We start from the raw sequence: 15,895 nt of genomic DNA, 5'->3' as shown, positions 1-15,895 counted from the left end.
CAAATTGTTATCTTGTGTTATGATATAGGTAGAGGTGGCTCAAATGAACGATTTCGATAATTACCCCGATGAGCTGGGGAATTTCATCCGGCACTTCAGAAAGGCCCGCGGATTAACCCTCAGGGGGCTGGAAGAGAAGAGCGGCATCAGCTATTCACAGCTCAGCAAGATTGAACGGGGAGAGAGTATACCGCTGAAGGATAACCTCGACAAGATCATTGAGGCCCTCGGAGGAGATCTCAAGAACCGGATGTATCATTTGGCCGACTATATGCCTGATATCGAGTACATCAGGACACTCAAGCAGGGATACAAGCTGCCGCAGCATAATCAGTCTCAGGACTATATCTACGAGACGGCATTTAACAAGCTGAAGGAATTCCGGGCGAAGGAAGACAAAGAAACGTCATATGTTTCCTTCGATTCTGACGAGGTCATCGTTTATGAAACGGAATATGGGGCAGGAATGGTTATTGAGAAGATTGAGAAGTACAACCTGACCGATGTGCTGAACGATAAATTCGAGGGAAGTCTGGACAGTCTCCGCAGGCAGCCGCGTCAGGGACGCCAGGCGTACTTATTCGGTGAATGGTTGCGTGAAGGTATCTATGAGCTGAAGGAAGACGAACAGGACCAGGTTATTCAGGCCTTGAAGGAATTCACCCAGTTCAAAGTGCAGCAGATCAAGGGCATATATAAGTAATGAAGGGCCCGGCTTAGCTTGCTTCAAAAATGAATAATGTTGCCCTTTCTTGCAGCCATCTATTCATCTTGATCCATAAACAAACTACAATTGGTTAGACAGAAAAGGGGATAAGAAACATGAGAATCAATATGAAGTTTACCAGCAAAGGAAAAGCTGCAATCGAGAATTTCAACAACGAAGAGCTGCTGGAGATTTTTGCACGATACATCAAGACACTGACCAAAAAATACGATATCGAAGTAGATGTACCGCTTGAAGTGAATCAGAATATCGTTGCCGATGGAACCGTCATTGCCATGGCTCAGAACGTCAAATGTGATGCCGAGACCTTCTTCAAAGAGCTGGGACGCGACATCAAGGTTCCCCTGAAAAAGCGCCTCGGCGGTAAGCTGGAGAACGTGTTCAAGACCGAAATCATCGAGTAGACAGCAGTTTGTTACACACCAAAAACCATCCCCGCATCAAGTGGAGGATGGCTTTTTGACGTCTGTGTGAGTAGATCTTATGGGTCGAGAGCACTGCATTCTAATGATGTTGGGTACCTGAGAGATTCCGTGTGGTGAGCACGTTTCTGATAATCTGAATAAAGTCCGGGGAAGCCTTGGCTTCCAGCGCCAATTCGTAGATGTTCATTAATTGTTCGTTAGACAATAGCTCAAGTGATGAGGGGCGCGGAGAAGGATGAAAGTAAGTATCCATTGTATTCCTCCATCATAGTTGAGAGTAGTGGAAAAGATAATTAAGATATTAATGAAATGCTTCTATGTAAATGGTACCATCTGGAATATAATCCGTCTGCTGTAATTCGCCCTCTGAATTTTACTTTACATAAGTTGGATAATATGTGATAATAGTTGATTTTGAGATGGATCGAAGTCAATCGTTCCGTTCTCTCCACTGTTTTAGCCATATATGACCCAAAAAAGCAGCGATCCTCCTATGAAGGATCGCTGCTCTCTTTACATTCTATGACGGTGATTCATTCTTCTGCGAAGCCAGAAATCTGCGGATACGTGGTTCATTGGATTCCGATACAGTAGCGAATTGTTCCCCTTGATTGAACAGAACAATCTTCCGTTCCGGATCATAACCGTCAATATTGCCAATGTTGACTACATTGCTGCGGTCAAGACGTTCAAAGCCCATGCCTCCGTAAGCTGTATACAAATCGGAAAGAGTGGTAGGGAGAACAAATTCGCCTTCTTTCGTATGGACGAATATCGTATTCTTGTGGTTAGAGAAATACAATATCTCCTCCTCCCGGATACTGCGGGAAGAGCCGTCGTTTAGTAAGACACGCATGTACTCCCCATCCTTGTGTAATTACTTGCGTAATTCTTTTGGTGCTTCCGGGCTGTGTAACATCGGTTTCATAATTGAAACAAAGAAACGGGCAGATCTGGCAAGAACGGCAGAGGCCTGTTTTGCTAGTACTTTTTTCACTGAGTTCTCCTCCTTGTCCAAGGGATGACTGTTAAGGATTGAACCAGAAATGCTATCCCTATGACAGTTGATTGCAGAAAGAAATTGGATGATACCAGTGCTATAGAAACCAACTTCAGTAAAGGATATATTGAAGTGGGAATTCTCGTATTTCTATCAGGGTTCGGAGCGAAAGTAACGATTATGATCAAACTAAGTACATTTGCTATCCACAGTGTGGAATTAGATACGGTAATAAATGAGGGCAAAACAGTACTTAAAAAGATTGTGACAATATTACACGCCAAGGCTGTCTTGAGATGAAAACCGCCAGAGCTGAGACGAAGTATACAAAAACATAAGAGGAATGTTATACACTCTGAAAAACGCCCAAAAGAAAAACTTATGATCGCTGTGCTAACTATAATAAGTAGAGTATTAAGAATAATGCCGAGCGAGTATTGCATAGTCTCAACGGAATGGGTCTCCTCAGGATTAGCATTCTTGATGCTAACGGCAATTCTATGAGCTAATGAATTCATCTTGGGTTCGATCCTTTTTGTATGAAAGATACAGGTAAGCATACAGAAGAATAGCATTTATTACAGGTATCAAGAAGAAAAATTGAGAGTATTTTTGTGTTAGAATCATCATTAGTATTACTAAGAATATGGAAGGTGCACTTAAAAGGAAAATTTTAATTTCACGATTTGCTATCGTGACTTTAATTTTTTGTTTATCAGGAACAAAATCAAAACCTTTTCTATATTTACCAATATAAAAACCGATTACGCTTGTTATTAGAACAGAAATAGATTGTAGAACATAAACGCTTATTGCCGTAAATGGAGGTTTAACCGAATATAAAAATGTTGAATTTATAATAAAATAACATGTCGATTGAATGAGCATATACGATAAATAGGCTAAGCCAGTCATTATGGCAGCATAGAATACATGGATCCTGAATAAAAGCCAAAAAAAGAAGAAGGTCAACAGATATTGGATGAAAACATCTGTGAGCACCATTTGATAATCAATACGAAGGGCGTAAGATACAAAGGCCATAATGGCGCCAGCGAACACTATTTCCACAGGATAAATATCAATCTTAAAAACTTTGAAAGCTAAATAAAACATAGCGTATGCTTCCAATATGGAAAACGCCATATATAGCACAAAATCCAACATGTGTACACTCCCAAAGAGTCGAGTCGATTAACTAATCTGTAATCCTGGTGATATTATACATAATAGGTTAAGATACAACAACAGGTTTTGACACAATCCGGCAAATATTTCTTAAAAATTGGTTTGGAGAGGGGTTTTTACCATGAATCAGCGTCCTGCGCAAGGAGAGTACACCGAATTTCAATCCAGATATATTACGCTGGTGCCGCCGGAAGGAGAACTGAGCGTCATTTTAAGAGAGCAGACTCAGCAGATGCTGGCTTTGCTCGGCGGGCTGACAGAGGAGCAAGGGGCTTACCGCTATGCCCCCGGGAAGTGGAGTATCAAGGAAATGCTAGGGCATCTGACGGATAATGACCGCATTATGTCTTACCGCTTGCTTTGTTTTGCGAGGGGAGAACAGGCGCCGCTGCCGGGCTATGAGGAGAATGACTATGCGGCTGCCGGGGCATTCGACCGCTTCACCCTGCAAGAGATGATTGCGCACTACCGGATCGTCCGGGAGTCCACCTTGGCGCTGGTAGACAGTTTGGCGGATGATGATTATCTTCGCACGGGCAGCGCCAATGGCAATGCGATGTCGGTTAGAGCGCAGATTGCTCTGATCATCGGACATGAGCAGCATCATCTGCGGATTCTTCATGAACGTTATTTGAACTAGAACCTTACGGGCCTTGTTCTTCAGAGGTGTTTGGCTTAGCGTAACGGACTGAGATGCTCTAATTTGGGAAGAAAGTCGCCAATAGGGCGAGTAACGGACTCCATAGGCCTTATCCTTTGCACTCTAGCTCCGAAAGGTCTCATAGAGAGACTATAAGGCCGCCTGAGTCCGTTACGCTGCAAAAAGTGGCGTTTTCGCGGGGATAAGATCTCTCCGGTCCGTTAGATTTTGGGTGGATAGGGTTTAACGAGCTTACCCATCCTTTTTAATCTGATGCTCTACTAGAAGGAGGTGACACGCGTGGGCCTGCTCAGACACATCTGGCATTTCTTCGTCCCGCAGGAGCGCACATTAGTGTACACGACTTTCGACCAGGGACAATATTTCCAGGTCAAAAGCCGCCTCGCAGCAGCAGGTATCCCGCACCGTTCCCGGATTAACGGCGGGATGAGGTCTGCTACTCAGCGTGCTAACTTTGACGGGAAGGCTGCGGCCCAGCATGATCTGTACATCCGCAAGGAGGATGAGCATCAGGCACTTCAGGCAATTCAAGCGCCTCAATAGACCGGAACACAAAAAAACGCATTCGGGCCGGATCAGGGCTGGAGTGCGTTTTTTTGTTTAAATATAAGAATTTATAGGTTGCACGTGACGAATTATCCTTCTATTTCTCGCTGAAACGGTACCGTCCTTTAAAAGGACGGCAAAGTGTTTCCACTTGTATATTTAGGGTATTTTACAATGGAGGGTTCTTGTGGCATTTCCGGCAGACCGGGTAATAGGCTTCATTGCCGCCGATCTGAATCTGTTTGCCGCTGTATACAGGCTTGCCGTCCTCGACCCGCAGCGCCATGGTGGCTTTCCGTGCGCAGAACCAGCAGATGGTTTTCATTTCTTCAATCTTGTCGGCGTAGATCAGCATATATTTGCTGCCTTCAAACAGATTGTTCTGGAAATCATTTTTGAGGCCGAAGGCCATGACCGGAATGCCAAGCTCATCCACAATACGCACCAATTGCAGGATGCAGTCCTTGCTCAGGAACTGGCACTCATCGATGAGTACACAGTGCGGCTTCGGCAGACTGCTGCTGACAATGCTGAAGATATCGGTATGCTCGTCGATAGGAATGGCCTGCTTGCGCAGTCCGATCCGGGAGGAGATATATCCGACTTCGTCCCGGTCGTCAAGGGATGGAGTGAAGAGGAGCACCGACTTGCCCTGCTCTTCATAATTATGTGCAACCTTGAGAATCTCAATGGATTTGCCGCTGTTCATAGCCCCATACCTGAAAAATAACTGTGCCATCGTCCATCTGTCCTTTCAATGTTCAGCTTCGCTGAGTATTCATCCGAAAAATGCGACCTTACTAGAGTATCATACTCGGGGCCGGGGGTGCCAGTGAAAACCTATCTTCCGCCCGGGATGTGCTATAATGAACGCAATTGTGTCTTCAGCAGGAGAATATAGGGAACAGAAGGGAAGTCAGTCAGGTGACAGAGAAATTGGAGCAATACAAGGAACGGGTCAATCTGCTTCGGGAGAAGGGGGAGCTTATCCCCGATACGGAGCAGCTACTGGAAGAAATGCTGGCGGAGCTTACTGAACTCAGCCGCAGCAATAAGGCACTGCGCCGGGTCATTCTGAAGTCGGGGCAAGGCTCTGCGATGTCCACCCGCCTGCGGGATGCGCTCTACGAATAAGCAAATGGGGTATCTTCGATGAAGCTAATTTTGACTTTTCTTAAAAAATACCGTGTCGCCGCCATTGCTGCGCTGGTCATGATGCTGATTGAGCTGGCCGTGGAGCTGTCACAGCCGCTGCTCATCTCCAAAATCATAGATGACGGAATCCGGCAACAGGACACGGCTATTGTCTGGCTGTGGGGCGGTGTGCTGGTGGGGAGTGCCGCTGTGGCGTTTCTGGCGGGAATACTCAGCTCCTTTTTTGCATCACATGCAAGTCAGGGGTTCGCGTTCGACCTGCGTGACAAGCTGTATGAAAAGGTACAGTCGTTCTCTTACGATATATTTAGCCGCTTCCCTACCTCGTCCCTGATCACCCGCCTTACCGGCGATGTATCGCAGATTCAGGATACGATATTCATGGGGCTGCGGTTCATGACCCGCATTCCGCTGGTTGTGATCGGAAGCGTGATTATGGCGCTAGTTGTACATATCAAGCTGGGGCTGCTGTTGACGGTAACCCTGCCGTTTTTGGTAATATTCATGATCTGGCTGATGCGCAGAGCCTCCGAGCTGTTCCGCAATGTGCAGAACCGGCTTGACGGCGTGAATGGTGTCATTCAGGAGAATCTGACCGGAATCCGGCTGATCCGTGTATTTGTGCGGATGGGCCATGAGATTGGGCGGTTCGCCTCGTTCAGCGGAGAACTGATGCGATCGACTGTTGCTGCGCTGCGGCTCACCGAGACCTCGACACCGTTCATTATGATCATCGTCAATGCGGGGATTCTGGCTGTGCTCTGGTTCGGACGGATTGAGATCTCTACGGGTGACGCGACGCTCGGGCAGACGGTTGCCGTCATTAATTATTCCTTGCGTACGATGGGAGCGCTGTCAGCCCTGTCCTGGATCATGGTCAGCTTCTCCCGTGCACGGGCTTCTTCGGTACGGATTACTGAAGTGATGGCGGCAAGCGAAGGCCCGGGAGAGCTGGGCATGGCGCCCGCAGAAGGGACTTCGCCAGCTATTCAAGGCAAGCTTGAATTCCAGCAGGTCAGCTTCAGCTATCCGGGCAGCGATATTAAGGTACTGGAGGACATCTCCTTCACGGTGCGGCCGGGCGAACGTATAGCGATCATGGGCGCAACCGGCTCAGGCAAAACCTCTCTGGTCACGCTGATTCCCCGGCTGTATGAATGCGGCAGCGGGCAGATCAGGGTGGACGGACAGAAGCATACAGAGATGAATCTGCAGGAATTACGGGGTTCCATTGGCTATGTGCCGCAGGAGGTGCTGCTGTTCACCGGTTCGATCCGGGAGAATATTGCCTGGGGGAATGTGAAGGCCAGTCAGGCAGAGATCGAGCAGGCGGCAGCAGCGGCACAGATTCATGAGACGGTTGCCGCGCTGCCGCAGGGCTACGACACTGCCCTTGGGCAACGCGGAGTCAATCTGTCGGGCGGGCAGAAGCAGCGTCTGAGCATTGCGCGGGCCCTGGTGCGCAGACCGGCGATTCTGATTCTGGATGACAGCACCAGTGCGCTAGATGCGGTGACGGAGGGGCTTTTGCTGGCGGAGCTTAAGAAGTTGTCCTGCACGACCTTCCTGATTACGCAGAAGATCAGCTCGACCGCCTCGGCGGATCTGATTCTGCTGCTGGACGAAGGCCGGCTGATTGCGCAGGGGACCCATACCGAATTAATGGACCAATCTGCGCTGTACCGCAAAATCTATCAATCGCAGACAGAGGAGGCGCAGCATGTTCAAAGCACTCATTGAGCCGTTCCGCCATCCGAAGCTGGATGTAGGCCATGGCGAGGCCAAGGTCTTCGGGGCGATGGGCAGCCGGAAGCCGAAGGCTAAGGCGAAGAACTGGTCCGGGACACTGGGACGGATATGGACGTATCTCGCCAAACGCAGAACGAAGCTGGTCCTGGTGCTGTTCATGGTTCTGCTAAGCTCAGCCTTATCGCTTCTAGGACCTTACCTGATCAGCCGGGCGGTGGACGATTATCTGGGCGGAGAAGGCGGCAGAACGTGGGGCATCTTCCTGCTGGTGCTGGCGCTGGTCTACCTGCTGAATTCCCTGGTCTCCTGGCTGCAAAATGTCTGGATGATCGAGGTGGCCCAGGAGACGGTATACCGGATGCGGACGGATCTGTTCTCGCACCTGCACCGCCTGCCGATCTCCTTCTTCAACCGCAGGCAGCAGGGCGAGATTATGAGCCGCCTGACCAATGATATCGAGAATATCAGCTCAACGCTGAACAGCTCGGCGATTCAGATTTTCTCCAGTGTCCTGACGCTGGTGGGCACCGTTGGCGTGATGCTGTGGCTCAGCCCGCTGCTGACGCTGCTGACTTTCATCGTGGTGCCGCTGATGATGCTGGGCATGCGCTGGATTACCCGGCGGACCGGGCCGCTGTTCAAGGAGCGGCAGCGCAACATGGGGGAGCTGAACGGGTTCATCGAAGAGACCTTATCCGGGCAGCGGATTATCAAAGCCTTCTCCCAGGAGGAGCGGGTTATTACCGGCTTCAGAGAACGCAATACACGGATTATGTTGTCAGGGTATTGGGCCCAGGCCATTTCAGGCTTCATTCCCAAGCTGATGAATGGTCTGAACAACCTGAGCTTTGCCATCGTGGCCGGAGTCGGGGGGCTGCTTGCGATCCGCGGACTGGTGACGGTGGGGATTATTATCGCTTTTGCCGAATATGCCCGCCAGTTCACGCGGCCGCTGAATGATCTGGCGAACCAGTGGAACACCCTGCTGTCGGCGATTGCCGGTGCGGAGCGCGTCTTCGAGGTACTGGATGAAGAGACGGAGGCCCGGGATGAAGGCGCGGCGGTGAAGCTGGCGCATGTCGAGGGAGCCGTGAAGTTCACGGATGTATCCTTCTCCTATGACGGGGGCGGGGATACGCTGCAGGATATTAGTTTTGAAGCGAAGCCGGGGGAGATGATCGCGCTGGTCGGACCTACCGGGGCTGGCAAAACGACGCTGATCGGCCTGCTGTCCCGCTTCTACGATCCAAGCCGGGGAAGCATTACGCTGGACGGGCGGGAGCTGTCTACGGTTACCCGCGAGAGTCTGCGCAGCCATATGGCCTTCGTCCTCCAGGACTCCTTCCTGTTCAAAGGCACGATCCGCGATAACATCCGTTACGGCCGGCTGGATGCAACCGATGAAGAGGTGGAGGAGGCCGCGAAGCTGGCCAATGCCCACGCCTTCATTATGAGACTCCAGGACGGCTACGACCGGATGCTGTCGGTAGACGGCAGCGGCATCAGCCAGGGGCAGAAGCAACTTTTGGCGATTGCCCGGGCAATACTGGCGAATCCGTCCATGCTGGTGCTGGATGAGGCTACGAGCAGCATCGATACGGTGACCGAGATCAAGATTCAGGAAGGACTTCAGGCGCTGATGCGCGGACGGACCAGCTTTGTCATCGCCCACCGGCTGGGCACGATCCGTGCGGCCGACCGCATCCTGGTACTGGAAGGCGGACGCCTGCTTCAGCAGGGCTCCCATGAGGAGCTGCTCCGGCAGGGGGGCCTCTACAGCGAGCTGGTGCGGGGGAGTAAGGAAGCGGCTGGGGAGTGAACAAGCGCTGAATGAGCGTGAGCAGGCGTGTGATGCAGCTTATGAGAGAGCGGGATGTTTGACAGTTGGGATGATGGAAGGCAGTATGTGGAGGTCAAAGAGAGCAGAGACTCAGGCGGTTAAAATGTGCTTGAGGGGCTTGAGATGCGGTATATATGGACTTCAGATGCAATAAGAGTGAGGTAATTGTAGTTTGTGCAACAGAAAACCGGATTTGCAGTGAAAAAGCTCCGTCTGCTGTATTTGGTACAATTGATTTTGCGGACTAGAGGGTAAAAGCGGGTTTGAGCAACATTCTGCTGCACGAAGTACAATAGCTTCTGATTTCTGCCGGATATGGCTCTATTCTGCTGTACATTGTACAATTGCTCTATTCGTATCCTGTCCAGCAGGTAACTCATAGCGGGTCTGATCAATAACCAACAAGGGGATGCCTCAGCAGCCGGTTCGTTCATGGCTTGAGGCATCCCCTTGTTCGATTCATTTGGTACCATTCATTATAAGATTAGGAGCGGGCTTCGGAGGAAGGGGGCTGCTGCGCCTGTTGCTTCTCCCGGAAGCGGGGACCTACGTAGTTCTTTTTGCGGTCGCGGGTTAGAATCCAGCCGCCGAGGAAGGTCATTCCTGCCAGGAATAGGAGCAGCCCACCGCCGAAATGCAGCCACGCAAATTTGGGAATGGCAGTCTCATCGCCATGCATGGCGAAATAATTGAAGAGATCATCCTTCATCATCAGGAAGCCCGTCATGGCCAGGAGGCCGGGGATGACCAGGATCAGTATGGCAATGAAGCGTGAAATCAGCAGTTTCATCACAGTCGCTCCTCTTCGCAGCCGTTTGAATTCACCCATATGATAACGCTTTAACCTGCAAAAGTCCATGAATACATGACGATTGTAAGTTTTGTATTACACCCGAAAGAGAGTACAATATAATAGATTGAACTGAATTCAAGAGGAATGACTGGAGGATACATATCATGACAATGACCTGTGATGTGGCGATACTTGGCGGAGGCACCGGCGGTTATGTGGCAGCGATCCGCGCTGCGCAGCTGGGCAAATCCGTTATCGTTATTGAAATGGACAAGCTGGGCGGAACCTGCCTGCACCGCGGCTGTATTCCCAGCAAATCACTGCTGCGCAGTGCAGAGGTATTGGCTGAAATCAACGAGAGCGAAAGCTACGGTATAGAGACTACGGGCACCAAGCTGGTGTTCCCCAAAGTGCAGGAGCGCAAGGAAGCGGTAGTGGAGCAGCTTCATCAGGGCGTGCAGTATCTGATGCGCAAGCACAAGATTCAGGTGCTGAAGGGCAAAGGCCGGATCATCGGCCCTTCGATCTTCTCCCCGCGCAGCGGCGCAGTGGCTGTAGAACTGGAGAATGGCGAGATGGAGACGGTGGTCTCCAACAATCTCATTATCGCTACCGGCTCGCGTCCGCGCGTACTGCCGGGCCTTAAGCCGGACGGCAAGGTCATTCTGAGCAGTGAGGAAGCACTGACGCTTGAGGAGCTGCCGGGCTCGATCATTATTGTAGGCGGCGGGGTTATCGGAGTGGAATGGGCATCGATGCTGGCTGATTTCGGAGTACAGGTGACAGTTGTCGAGACTGCCGGACAACTGCTGCCGCAGGAGGATGAAGAGGTGGCCCGTGAGCTGCTGCGTCTGCTGAAGAAGCGCGGGGTCCGGGTCTTGACCGGTACTACGGTGGATGCAGAGACCTGTACGGTGTCGGAGACAGGAATTACGATTGAAGCCCGCAAGGGGGAGCAGAGCCAGAGCCTGTCGGCAGACAAGCTGCTCGTATCCGTGGGACGCGTGGCGAATATCGAGAATCTCGGACTGGAAAATACAGATATCCGCTTCGACACAGGTGTCATTGCGGTGAATGCCAATATGCAGACAGGTGAACCGCATATCTATGCGATTGGGGATTGCATCGGCGGATTGCAGCTGGCGCATGCGGCCAGCCATGAGGGCATTCGTGCCGTCAACCATCTGGCAGGGGAAACGCTCCATACGTATGAAGCCCATCTGGTTCCCCGCTGTGTCTATACACGGCCGGAGGTGGCAAGCGTCGGGTACACGGAGAAGGAAGCGAAGCAGCTCGGCCGCGAGACGGTAACCGGCAAGTTCCCGTTCTCCGCCATCGGCAAAGCCATTGTCTATGGCATGAAGGACGGCTTCGTGAAGGTGGTGGCTGACGCGAAGAACGGGGATATTCTCGGCGTGCAGATGATTGGCCCGCATGTGACCGATCTGATCGGTGAAGCGGCGCTGGCCCAGATTCTGGATGCTACACCTTGGGAGGTCGGGGAGGCTGTTCATGCCCATCCTACCTTGTCTGAGATTATCGGGGAAGCCATGCTGGCGGTGGATGGAAGAGCCATCGGATTCTAGCCTGCGACAAAGTGATCAAATAGATGCCGGATGGAGCTGACACGCGTGTAACTCGCATGGATTGCTCCTTACCGGCTATATTGGTTCATTTGGGGGCTTATTTTGGTTTTCTTTTTGCGGGGAAAGCGATTATAATGAATTTAGTACCTGGTTATAAGATCAGGGCATATATATAGGATTAGAATCACGCTCCACCCCTAAGCGGACACTCCGGGCTGGCAGGTATGCGGCACATCAGGAGTGTATGAACGCCAACCAAACTTTTAGGAGGTACCTCTTATATGGAATCCCAAGGTACTGTAGACACGGTTAACAGACATAAGCAGCTTGGACTCACAGACGGCCAGGTTATCGATATGTACAGATTCATGCAGCTTGGACGGAAATATGATGAGCGCAGTCTGCTGTTACAGCGTGCTGGCAAGATCAATTTCCATGTATCCGGCATCGGGCAGGAGGCGGCACAGGTTGCGGCGGCTTTTGCCCTCGACCGGGAGAATGACTACTTCCTTCCCTATTACCGGGATTATGCGTTTGTCCTCTCTGTCGGAATGACGACACGCGAGCTATTGCTCTCCGTCTTCGCCAAGGCGGAAGATCCCAACAGCGGCGGGCGGCAGATGCCGGGCCACTTCGGACACAAGCGCCTGCGGATCGTAACAGGCTCAAGCCCGGTCACGACCCAGGTTCCGCATGCTGCGGGCTTCGCGCTGGCGGCCAAGATGCAGAAGAAGAAATTCGTCTCCTTCGTCACCTTCGGGGAAGGCTCCAGCAATCAGGGGGATTTCCATGAAGCGTGTAACTTTGCCGGTGTGAATAAGCTGCCTGTGATTATTTTTTGCCAGAACAATCAGTATGCGATCTCGATTCCGGCCCACAAGCAGCTTGGCGGCAAGGTCAGCGACCGTGCGCTTGGCTACGGCTTCCCCGGCATCCGGGTGGACGGCAATGACCCGCTGGAGGTCTACCGCGTAGTGAAGGAAGCCCGGGAACGTGCGGTTGCCGGTGAAGGCCCAACGTTGATTGAAGCGATGATGTACCGCCTGTCGCCGCATTCCACTTCGGATAATGACCTGGCTTACCGGACCCAGGAGGAAGTCGATGAGAACTGGAAAAAAGACGGCATCGCTGCGTTCCGCACCTACCTGACCGGACTCGGTCTATGGAGTGACGATCAGGAGCGGGATCTGGTTGCCGAATATAATCTTGAACTGAAAGAGGCCATAACCTACGCCGAGAATGCGCCGTTCCCGAAACCGGAAGATACGCTGCTGCATGTCTACGATGAATCCGGCCTGAAGGGGGGCGCTTAAGCAATGGCGATGATGGAATATATCGATGCAATCCGGCTGGCGATGAAGGAAGAGATGGAGCGCGATGAGTCTGTGTTCGTGCTGGGTGAGGATGTCGGCGTGAAGGGCGGCGTGTTCACAACGACCAAAGGCTTGCAGGAGCAGTTCGGCGCCGAACGTGTGCTGGATACTCCACTTGCGGAGTCGGCCATAGCAGGCGTGGCTATCGGTGCTGCGATGTACGGCATGAAGCCGATTGCCGAGATGCAGTACTCGGATTTCATGCTGCCCGCCACGAACCAGATTATCAGCGAAGCCGCCAAAATCCGCTACCGTTCCAATAATGACTGGAATTGTCCAATCGTGATCCGCGCCCCTATCGGCGGCGGAATCTTCGGCGGACTGTATCATTCCCAGTGCCCGGAGTCGATCTTCTTCGGGACGCCGGGACTTAAGATTGTGGCCCCTTATTCGGCTGCCGATGCGAAGGGATTGCTCAAGGCCGCTGTCCGTGATCCTGATCCGGTGCTGTTCTTCGAGAACAAGAAATGCTACAAGCTGATCAAGGGTGATGTGCCGGAAGGCGACTACACGGTGCCTATCGGCGAAGCGAATCTCCTGCGTGAAGGCAGCGATATTACGGTGATAGGGTATAGTTTGCCGCTGCATTTTGCTATGCAGGCTGCGGAAGAGCTGGAGAAGGAGCATGGCCTCACCGCGCATATCCTGGATCTGCGCACACTCCAGCCGCTGGACCGCGAGGCCATCATTGCCGCTGTCCGGCAGACCGGCAAGGTGCTGATTGTCCATGAGGACAACAAGACCGGCGGCATCGGTGCTGAAGTGGCGGCGATCATTGCCGAGCACTGTCTGTATGACCTCGATGCTCCGATCTTCCGCCTGTGCGGACCGGATGTCCCGGCCATGCCGATCTCACCGCCGATGGAGAAGTTCTTCCTGCTGAGCAAGGACAAGGTCAAGGCGGAGATGCTGCGTCTGGCGCAGTACTAATATATAGGTCTTGCAGGCGGGATGAGTAAGTTTGAAACTGCCTGTGCTGACATTGGGCGATAATGTTGCAGAATATGCAGCTTGGATACCAGGCAAATAGGGGTTTAGGACAGATTGTTGCAGGAAATGCAGCAATCTGTACTCTTAGCCGCTGTAATGAAGAGAATTCCTGCATTCTGTACAACAATGTTGATGTTGGGCCGTTTTGTGCGGGCAAATGATGTATTTTGTGCAGCATTTAATGGCTGGTTTGTGCGAAGGAATGCAGGAAGCGCAGCATACAAAACTAAGCGTATGCTTCTGAAGACAGTTGTGTACGAAGCGAGATTCGAGGAGCCTATGCTTACAAAACTAAGCGTATGCTTCCGATGCCAGTTGTATACGAAGTCTATCGAGAAGTCAACGCTCACCAAACTTTAAGGAGTGACATTATGTCTGACAATACAACGCTGACGGATGTAATCATGCCGCAGCTGGCGGAATCGCTGGTATCGGCGACCATCGGGAAGTGGCTGAAGCAGCCGGGCGATCCGATAGAGCAATATGAGCCGATCTGCGAGCTGATCACGGATAAGGTGAACGCGGAGCTGCCTGCAACGGTAGACGGCACAATGGCCGAGCTGCTGGCCGAAGAGGGGCAGACGGTCAGCGTCGGCGAGATCATCGCCCGCATCGCCGTGGCCGGTTCCGCTGCGCCAAGCGCTGCGGTCCCGTCACCGGCAGCTTCCGGTGACGCACCTGCCGCTGCCCCGGTGGCGGCAGCCGGCACCGCTCCGCAGGCGGCCCCCGCCGCCGCGCGGCCGCAAGTGCCTGCTGCGGCTTATGACGCCGCAGCGCCCATGCGCGCCCGTTACTCTCCGGCTGTGCAGTCGCTGGCCGCCGAGCACGGCATCAATCTTGCGGCCGTGCCGGGCACCGGCCTGGGCGGACGTATCACACGCAAGGATGTGCTCACGTTCCTGGAGAGCGGCGCGGCCGCCGTTCAGCCGCCGGCATCCGCTGTAGCCCCTGCCGCAGCGCCGGTGGCTGACACGGCTCCTGCTGCTGCTGCTGCACCCGCAGCGCAGCAACCTGTGCTCCAGCCTGTGCCGGACGCACTTCAACCGGTCCGGAATTCCGGCCTGCACCTTAGTGAATCGCCGAAGATTCCGACGATTGAGGTCGAAGGCGGACGGGGCAGCAGCTCGGAATATCTGATCGATGTGACGCCAATCCGCAATACGATTGCTACCCGAATGCGCCAGAGCGTCTCGGAGATCCCGCATGCCTGGACGATGATCGAGGTCGATGTGACCAACCTGGTGGTGCTGCGCAACAGGCTGAAGGATGAGTTCAAGCGCAAGGAGGGCATTAACCTGACCTACCTCGCTTTTCTGATGAAGGCTGTGGTCAGTGCGATCAAGGATTACCCGATCATGAACTCCGTCTGGGCCGTGGACAAAATCATCGTCAAACGCGACATCAACATCTCGCTGGCTGTAGGCACAGAGGATTCCGTCATGACGCCTGTGATCAAAAAAGCCGATCAGAAGAATGTCGCCGGGCTGGCCCGCGAGATCGATGAATTGGCACTCAAGACACGGGAGGGCAAGCTGCGCCTGGACGATATGCAGGGCGGCACCTTTACGGTGAACAACACCGGCTCCTTCGGCTCGATTCTGTCTTATCCGATCATCAACTATCCGCAGGCGGCCATTCTAACCTTCGAATCTATTGTCAAGAAGCCTGTCGTCATCAATGATATGATTGCTGTGCGTTCAATGGCGAACATCTGCCTGTCGCTGGATCACCGGATTCTGGACGGAGTCATCAGCGGACGTTTCCTCCAGCGCGTGAAGGATAATGTGGAAGGCTATACACCGGATACGAAGCTCTACTAAGCAAGGGCGGCTGCGGACCCCTGGGACAGGGAGAATGAGAGC

General features: G+C 52.5%; 17 protein-coding genes. 11 read left to right on the top strand and 6 right to left on the bottom strand.

Annotated features, from left to right (window positions below; genetic code table 11):
* The first annotated feature begins 43 nt into the window (after positions 1-43).
* Both MHH28_RS11550 and MHH28_RS11545 read left to right on the top strand, forming a co-directional pair.
* Positions 44-703 (top strand): helix-turn-helix domain-containing protein, encoded by a 660-nt coding sequence (locus MHH28_RS11550; protein ID WP_405114972.1) that lies wholly within the window; start codon positions 44-46, stop codon positions 701-703.
* Positions 704-822: 119 nt separating this feature from the next.
* Complete coding sequence (locus tag MHH28_RS11545) at positions 823-1,131, top strand: hypothetical protein (RefSeq protein WP_036698353.1); 309 nt, start codon at positions 823-825, stop codon at positions 1,129-1,131.
* Between the two features lie 100 nt (positions 1,132-1,231).
* Here MHH28_RS11545 and MHH28_RS11540 read toward each other — a convergent pair whose 3' ends face one another.
* From MHH28_RS11540 to MHH28_RS11525, 4 genes are all read right to left on the bottom strand, one after another.
* On the bottom strand, positions 1,232-1,405 hold the full coding sequence (locus tag MHH28_RS11540) for a sporulation histidine kinase inhibitor Sda (protein ID WP_081751395.1): 174 nt from the start codon (positions 1,403-1,405) through the stop codon (positions 1,232-1,234).
* 267 nt (positions 1,406-1,672) lie between these two features.
* A complete protein-coding gene (locus MHH28_RS11535; protein WP_405114970.1) occupies positions 1,673-2,008 on the bottom strand; it encodes a LytTR family DNA-binding domain-containing protein in 336 nt (111 codons plus the stop codon).
* A gap of 137 nt (positions 2,009-2,145) precedes the next feature.
* Entirely contained in the window at positions 2,146-2,595 is a 450-nt protein-coding gene (locus MHH28_RS11530; RefSeq protein WP_405117008.1) for an accessory gene regulator B family protein, read from the bottom strand.
* Positions 2,596-2,650: 55 nt separating this feature from the next.
* Positions 2,651-3,319 carry a hypothetical protein gene (locus MHH28_RS11525; RefSeq protein WP_405114968.1) on the bottom strand — a complete coding sequence of 223 codons (669 nt, stop codon included), beginning with the start codon at positions 3,317-3,319 and terminating at the stop codon, positions 2,651-2,653.
* Between the two features lie 142 nt (positions 3,320-3,461).
* Between MHH28_RS11525 and MHH28_RS11520 the strand changes: the two genes are divergently transcribed.
* Together MHH28_RS11520 and MHH28_RS11515 are read left to right on the top strand one after the other, a co-directional pair.
* The gene (locus tag MHH28_RS11520) at positions 3,462-3,980 is read left to right on the top strand and encodes a DinB family protein (protein ID WP_405114966.1); all 519 of its coding nucleotides are present in this window, start codon (positions 3,462-3,464) and stop codon (positions 3,978-3,980) included.
* Positions 3,981-4,280: 300 nt separating this feature from the next.
* Positions 4,281-4,544 (top strand): hypothetical protein, encoded by a 264-nt coding sequence (locus tag MHH28_RS11515; RefSeq protein ID WP_405114964.1) that lies wholly within the window; start codon positions 4,281-4,283, stop codon positions 4,542-4,544.
* Between the two features lie 172 nt (positions 4,545-4,716).
* Here the strand turns inward: MHH28_RS11515 and MHH28_RS11510 are convergent, their stop codons facing one another.
* Positions 4,717-5,286, bottom strand: a complete 570-nt coding sequence (locus MHH28_RS11510) for a thymidine kinase (protein ID WP_405114962.1) — start codon at positions 5,284-5,286, stop codon at positions 4,717-4,719.
* A 185-nt stretch (positions 5,287-5,471) separates the two neighbouring features.
* On the opposite strand from MHH28_RS11510, the gene MHH28_RS11505 reads away from it, so the two are divergent.
* The 3 genes from MHH28_RS11505 to MHH28_RS11495 are packed head-to-tail and all read left to right on the top strand — an operon-like array spanning position 5,472 to position 9,270.
* The gene (locus MHH28_RS11505; RefSeq protein WP_405114960.1) at positions 5,472-5,681 is read left to right on the top strand and encodes a hypothetical protein; all 210 of its coding nucleotides are present in this window, start codon (positions 5,472-5,474) and stop codon (positions 5,679-5,681) included.
* 18 nt (positions 5,682-5,699) lie between these two features.
* Positions 5,700-7,442, top strand: a complete 1,743-nt coding sequence (locus MHH28_RS11500; RefSeq protein ID WP_405114958.1) for an ABC transporter ATP-binding protein — start codon at positions 5,700-5,702, stop codon at positions 7,440-7,442.
* Complete coding sequence (locus MHH28_RS11495; RefSeq protein ID WP_405114956.1) at positions 7,423-9,270, top strand: ABC transporter ATP-binding protein; 1,848 nt, start codon at positions 7,423-7,425, stop codon at positions 9,268-9,270. The genes MHH28_RS11500 and MHH28_RS11495 overlap by 20 nt, the downstream gene beginning before the upstream one ends.
* Before the next feature lie 505 nt (positions 9,271-9,775).
* Here MHH28_RS11495 and MHH28_RS11490 read toward each other — a convergent pair.
* Positions 9,776-10,081, bottom strand: a complete 306-nt coding sequence (locus tag MHH28_RS11490) for a DUF2627 domain-containing protein (protein WP_036698330.1) — start codon at positions 10,079-10,081, stop codon at positions 9,776-9,778.
* Between the two features lie 167 nt (positions 10,082-10,248).
* On the opposite strand from MHH28_RS11490, the gene lpdA reads away from it, so the two are divergent.
* The 4 genes from lpdA (at position 10,249) to MHH28_RS11470 (ending at position 15,853) form a co-directional block, all read left to right on the top strand.
* Positions 10,249-11,670, top strand: a complete 1,422-nt coding sequence (gene lpdA, locus MHH28_RS11485; protein ID WP_405114953.1) for a dihydrolipoyl dehydrogenase — start codon at positions 10,249-10,251, stop codon at positions 11,668-11,670.
* A gap of 281 nt (positions 11,671-11,951) precedes the next feature.
* Positions 11,952-12,983 (top strand): thiamine pyrophosphate-dependent dehydrogenase E1 component subunit alpha, encoded by a 1,032-nt coding sequence (locus MHH28_RS11480; RefSeq protein ID WP_405114951.1) that lies wholly within the window; start codon positions 11,952-11,954, stop codon positions 12,981-12,983.
* Between the two features lie 3 nt (positions 12,984-12,986).
* Positions 12,987-13,973 (top strand): alpha-ketoacid dehydrogenase subunit beta, encoded by a 987-nt coding sequence (locus MHH28_RS11475; protein WP_405114949.1) that lies wholly within the window; start codon positions 12,987-12,989, stop codon positions 13,971-13,973.
* A 431-nt stretch (positions 13,974-14,404) separates the two neighbouring features.
* Positions 14,405-15,853 carry a dihydrolipoamide acetyltransferase family protein gene (locus MHH28_RS11470; protein WP_405114947.1) on the top strand — a complete coding sequence of 483 codons (1,449 nt, stop codon included), beginning with the start codon at positions 14,405-14,407 and terminating at the stop codon, positions 15,851-15,853.
* Positions 15,854-15,895: the final 42 nt, after the last annotated feature.

The organism is Paenibacillus sp. FSL K6-1217 (assembly GCF_045040735.1).
GTDB lineage: Bacteria > Bacillota > Bacilli > Paenibacillales > Paenibacillaceae > Paenibacillus_AQ.
This window is presented reverse-complemented; position numbering and strand designations above follow the sequence as displayed.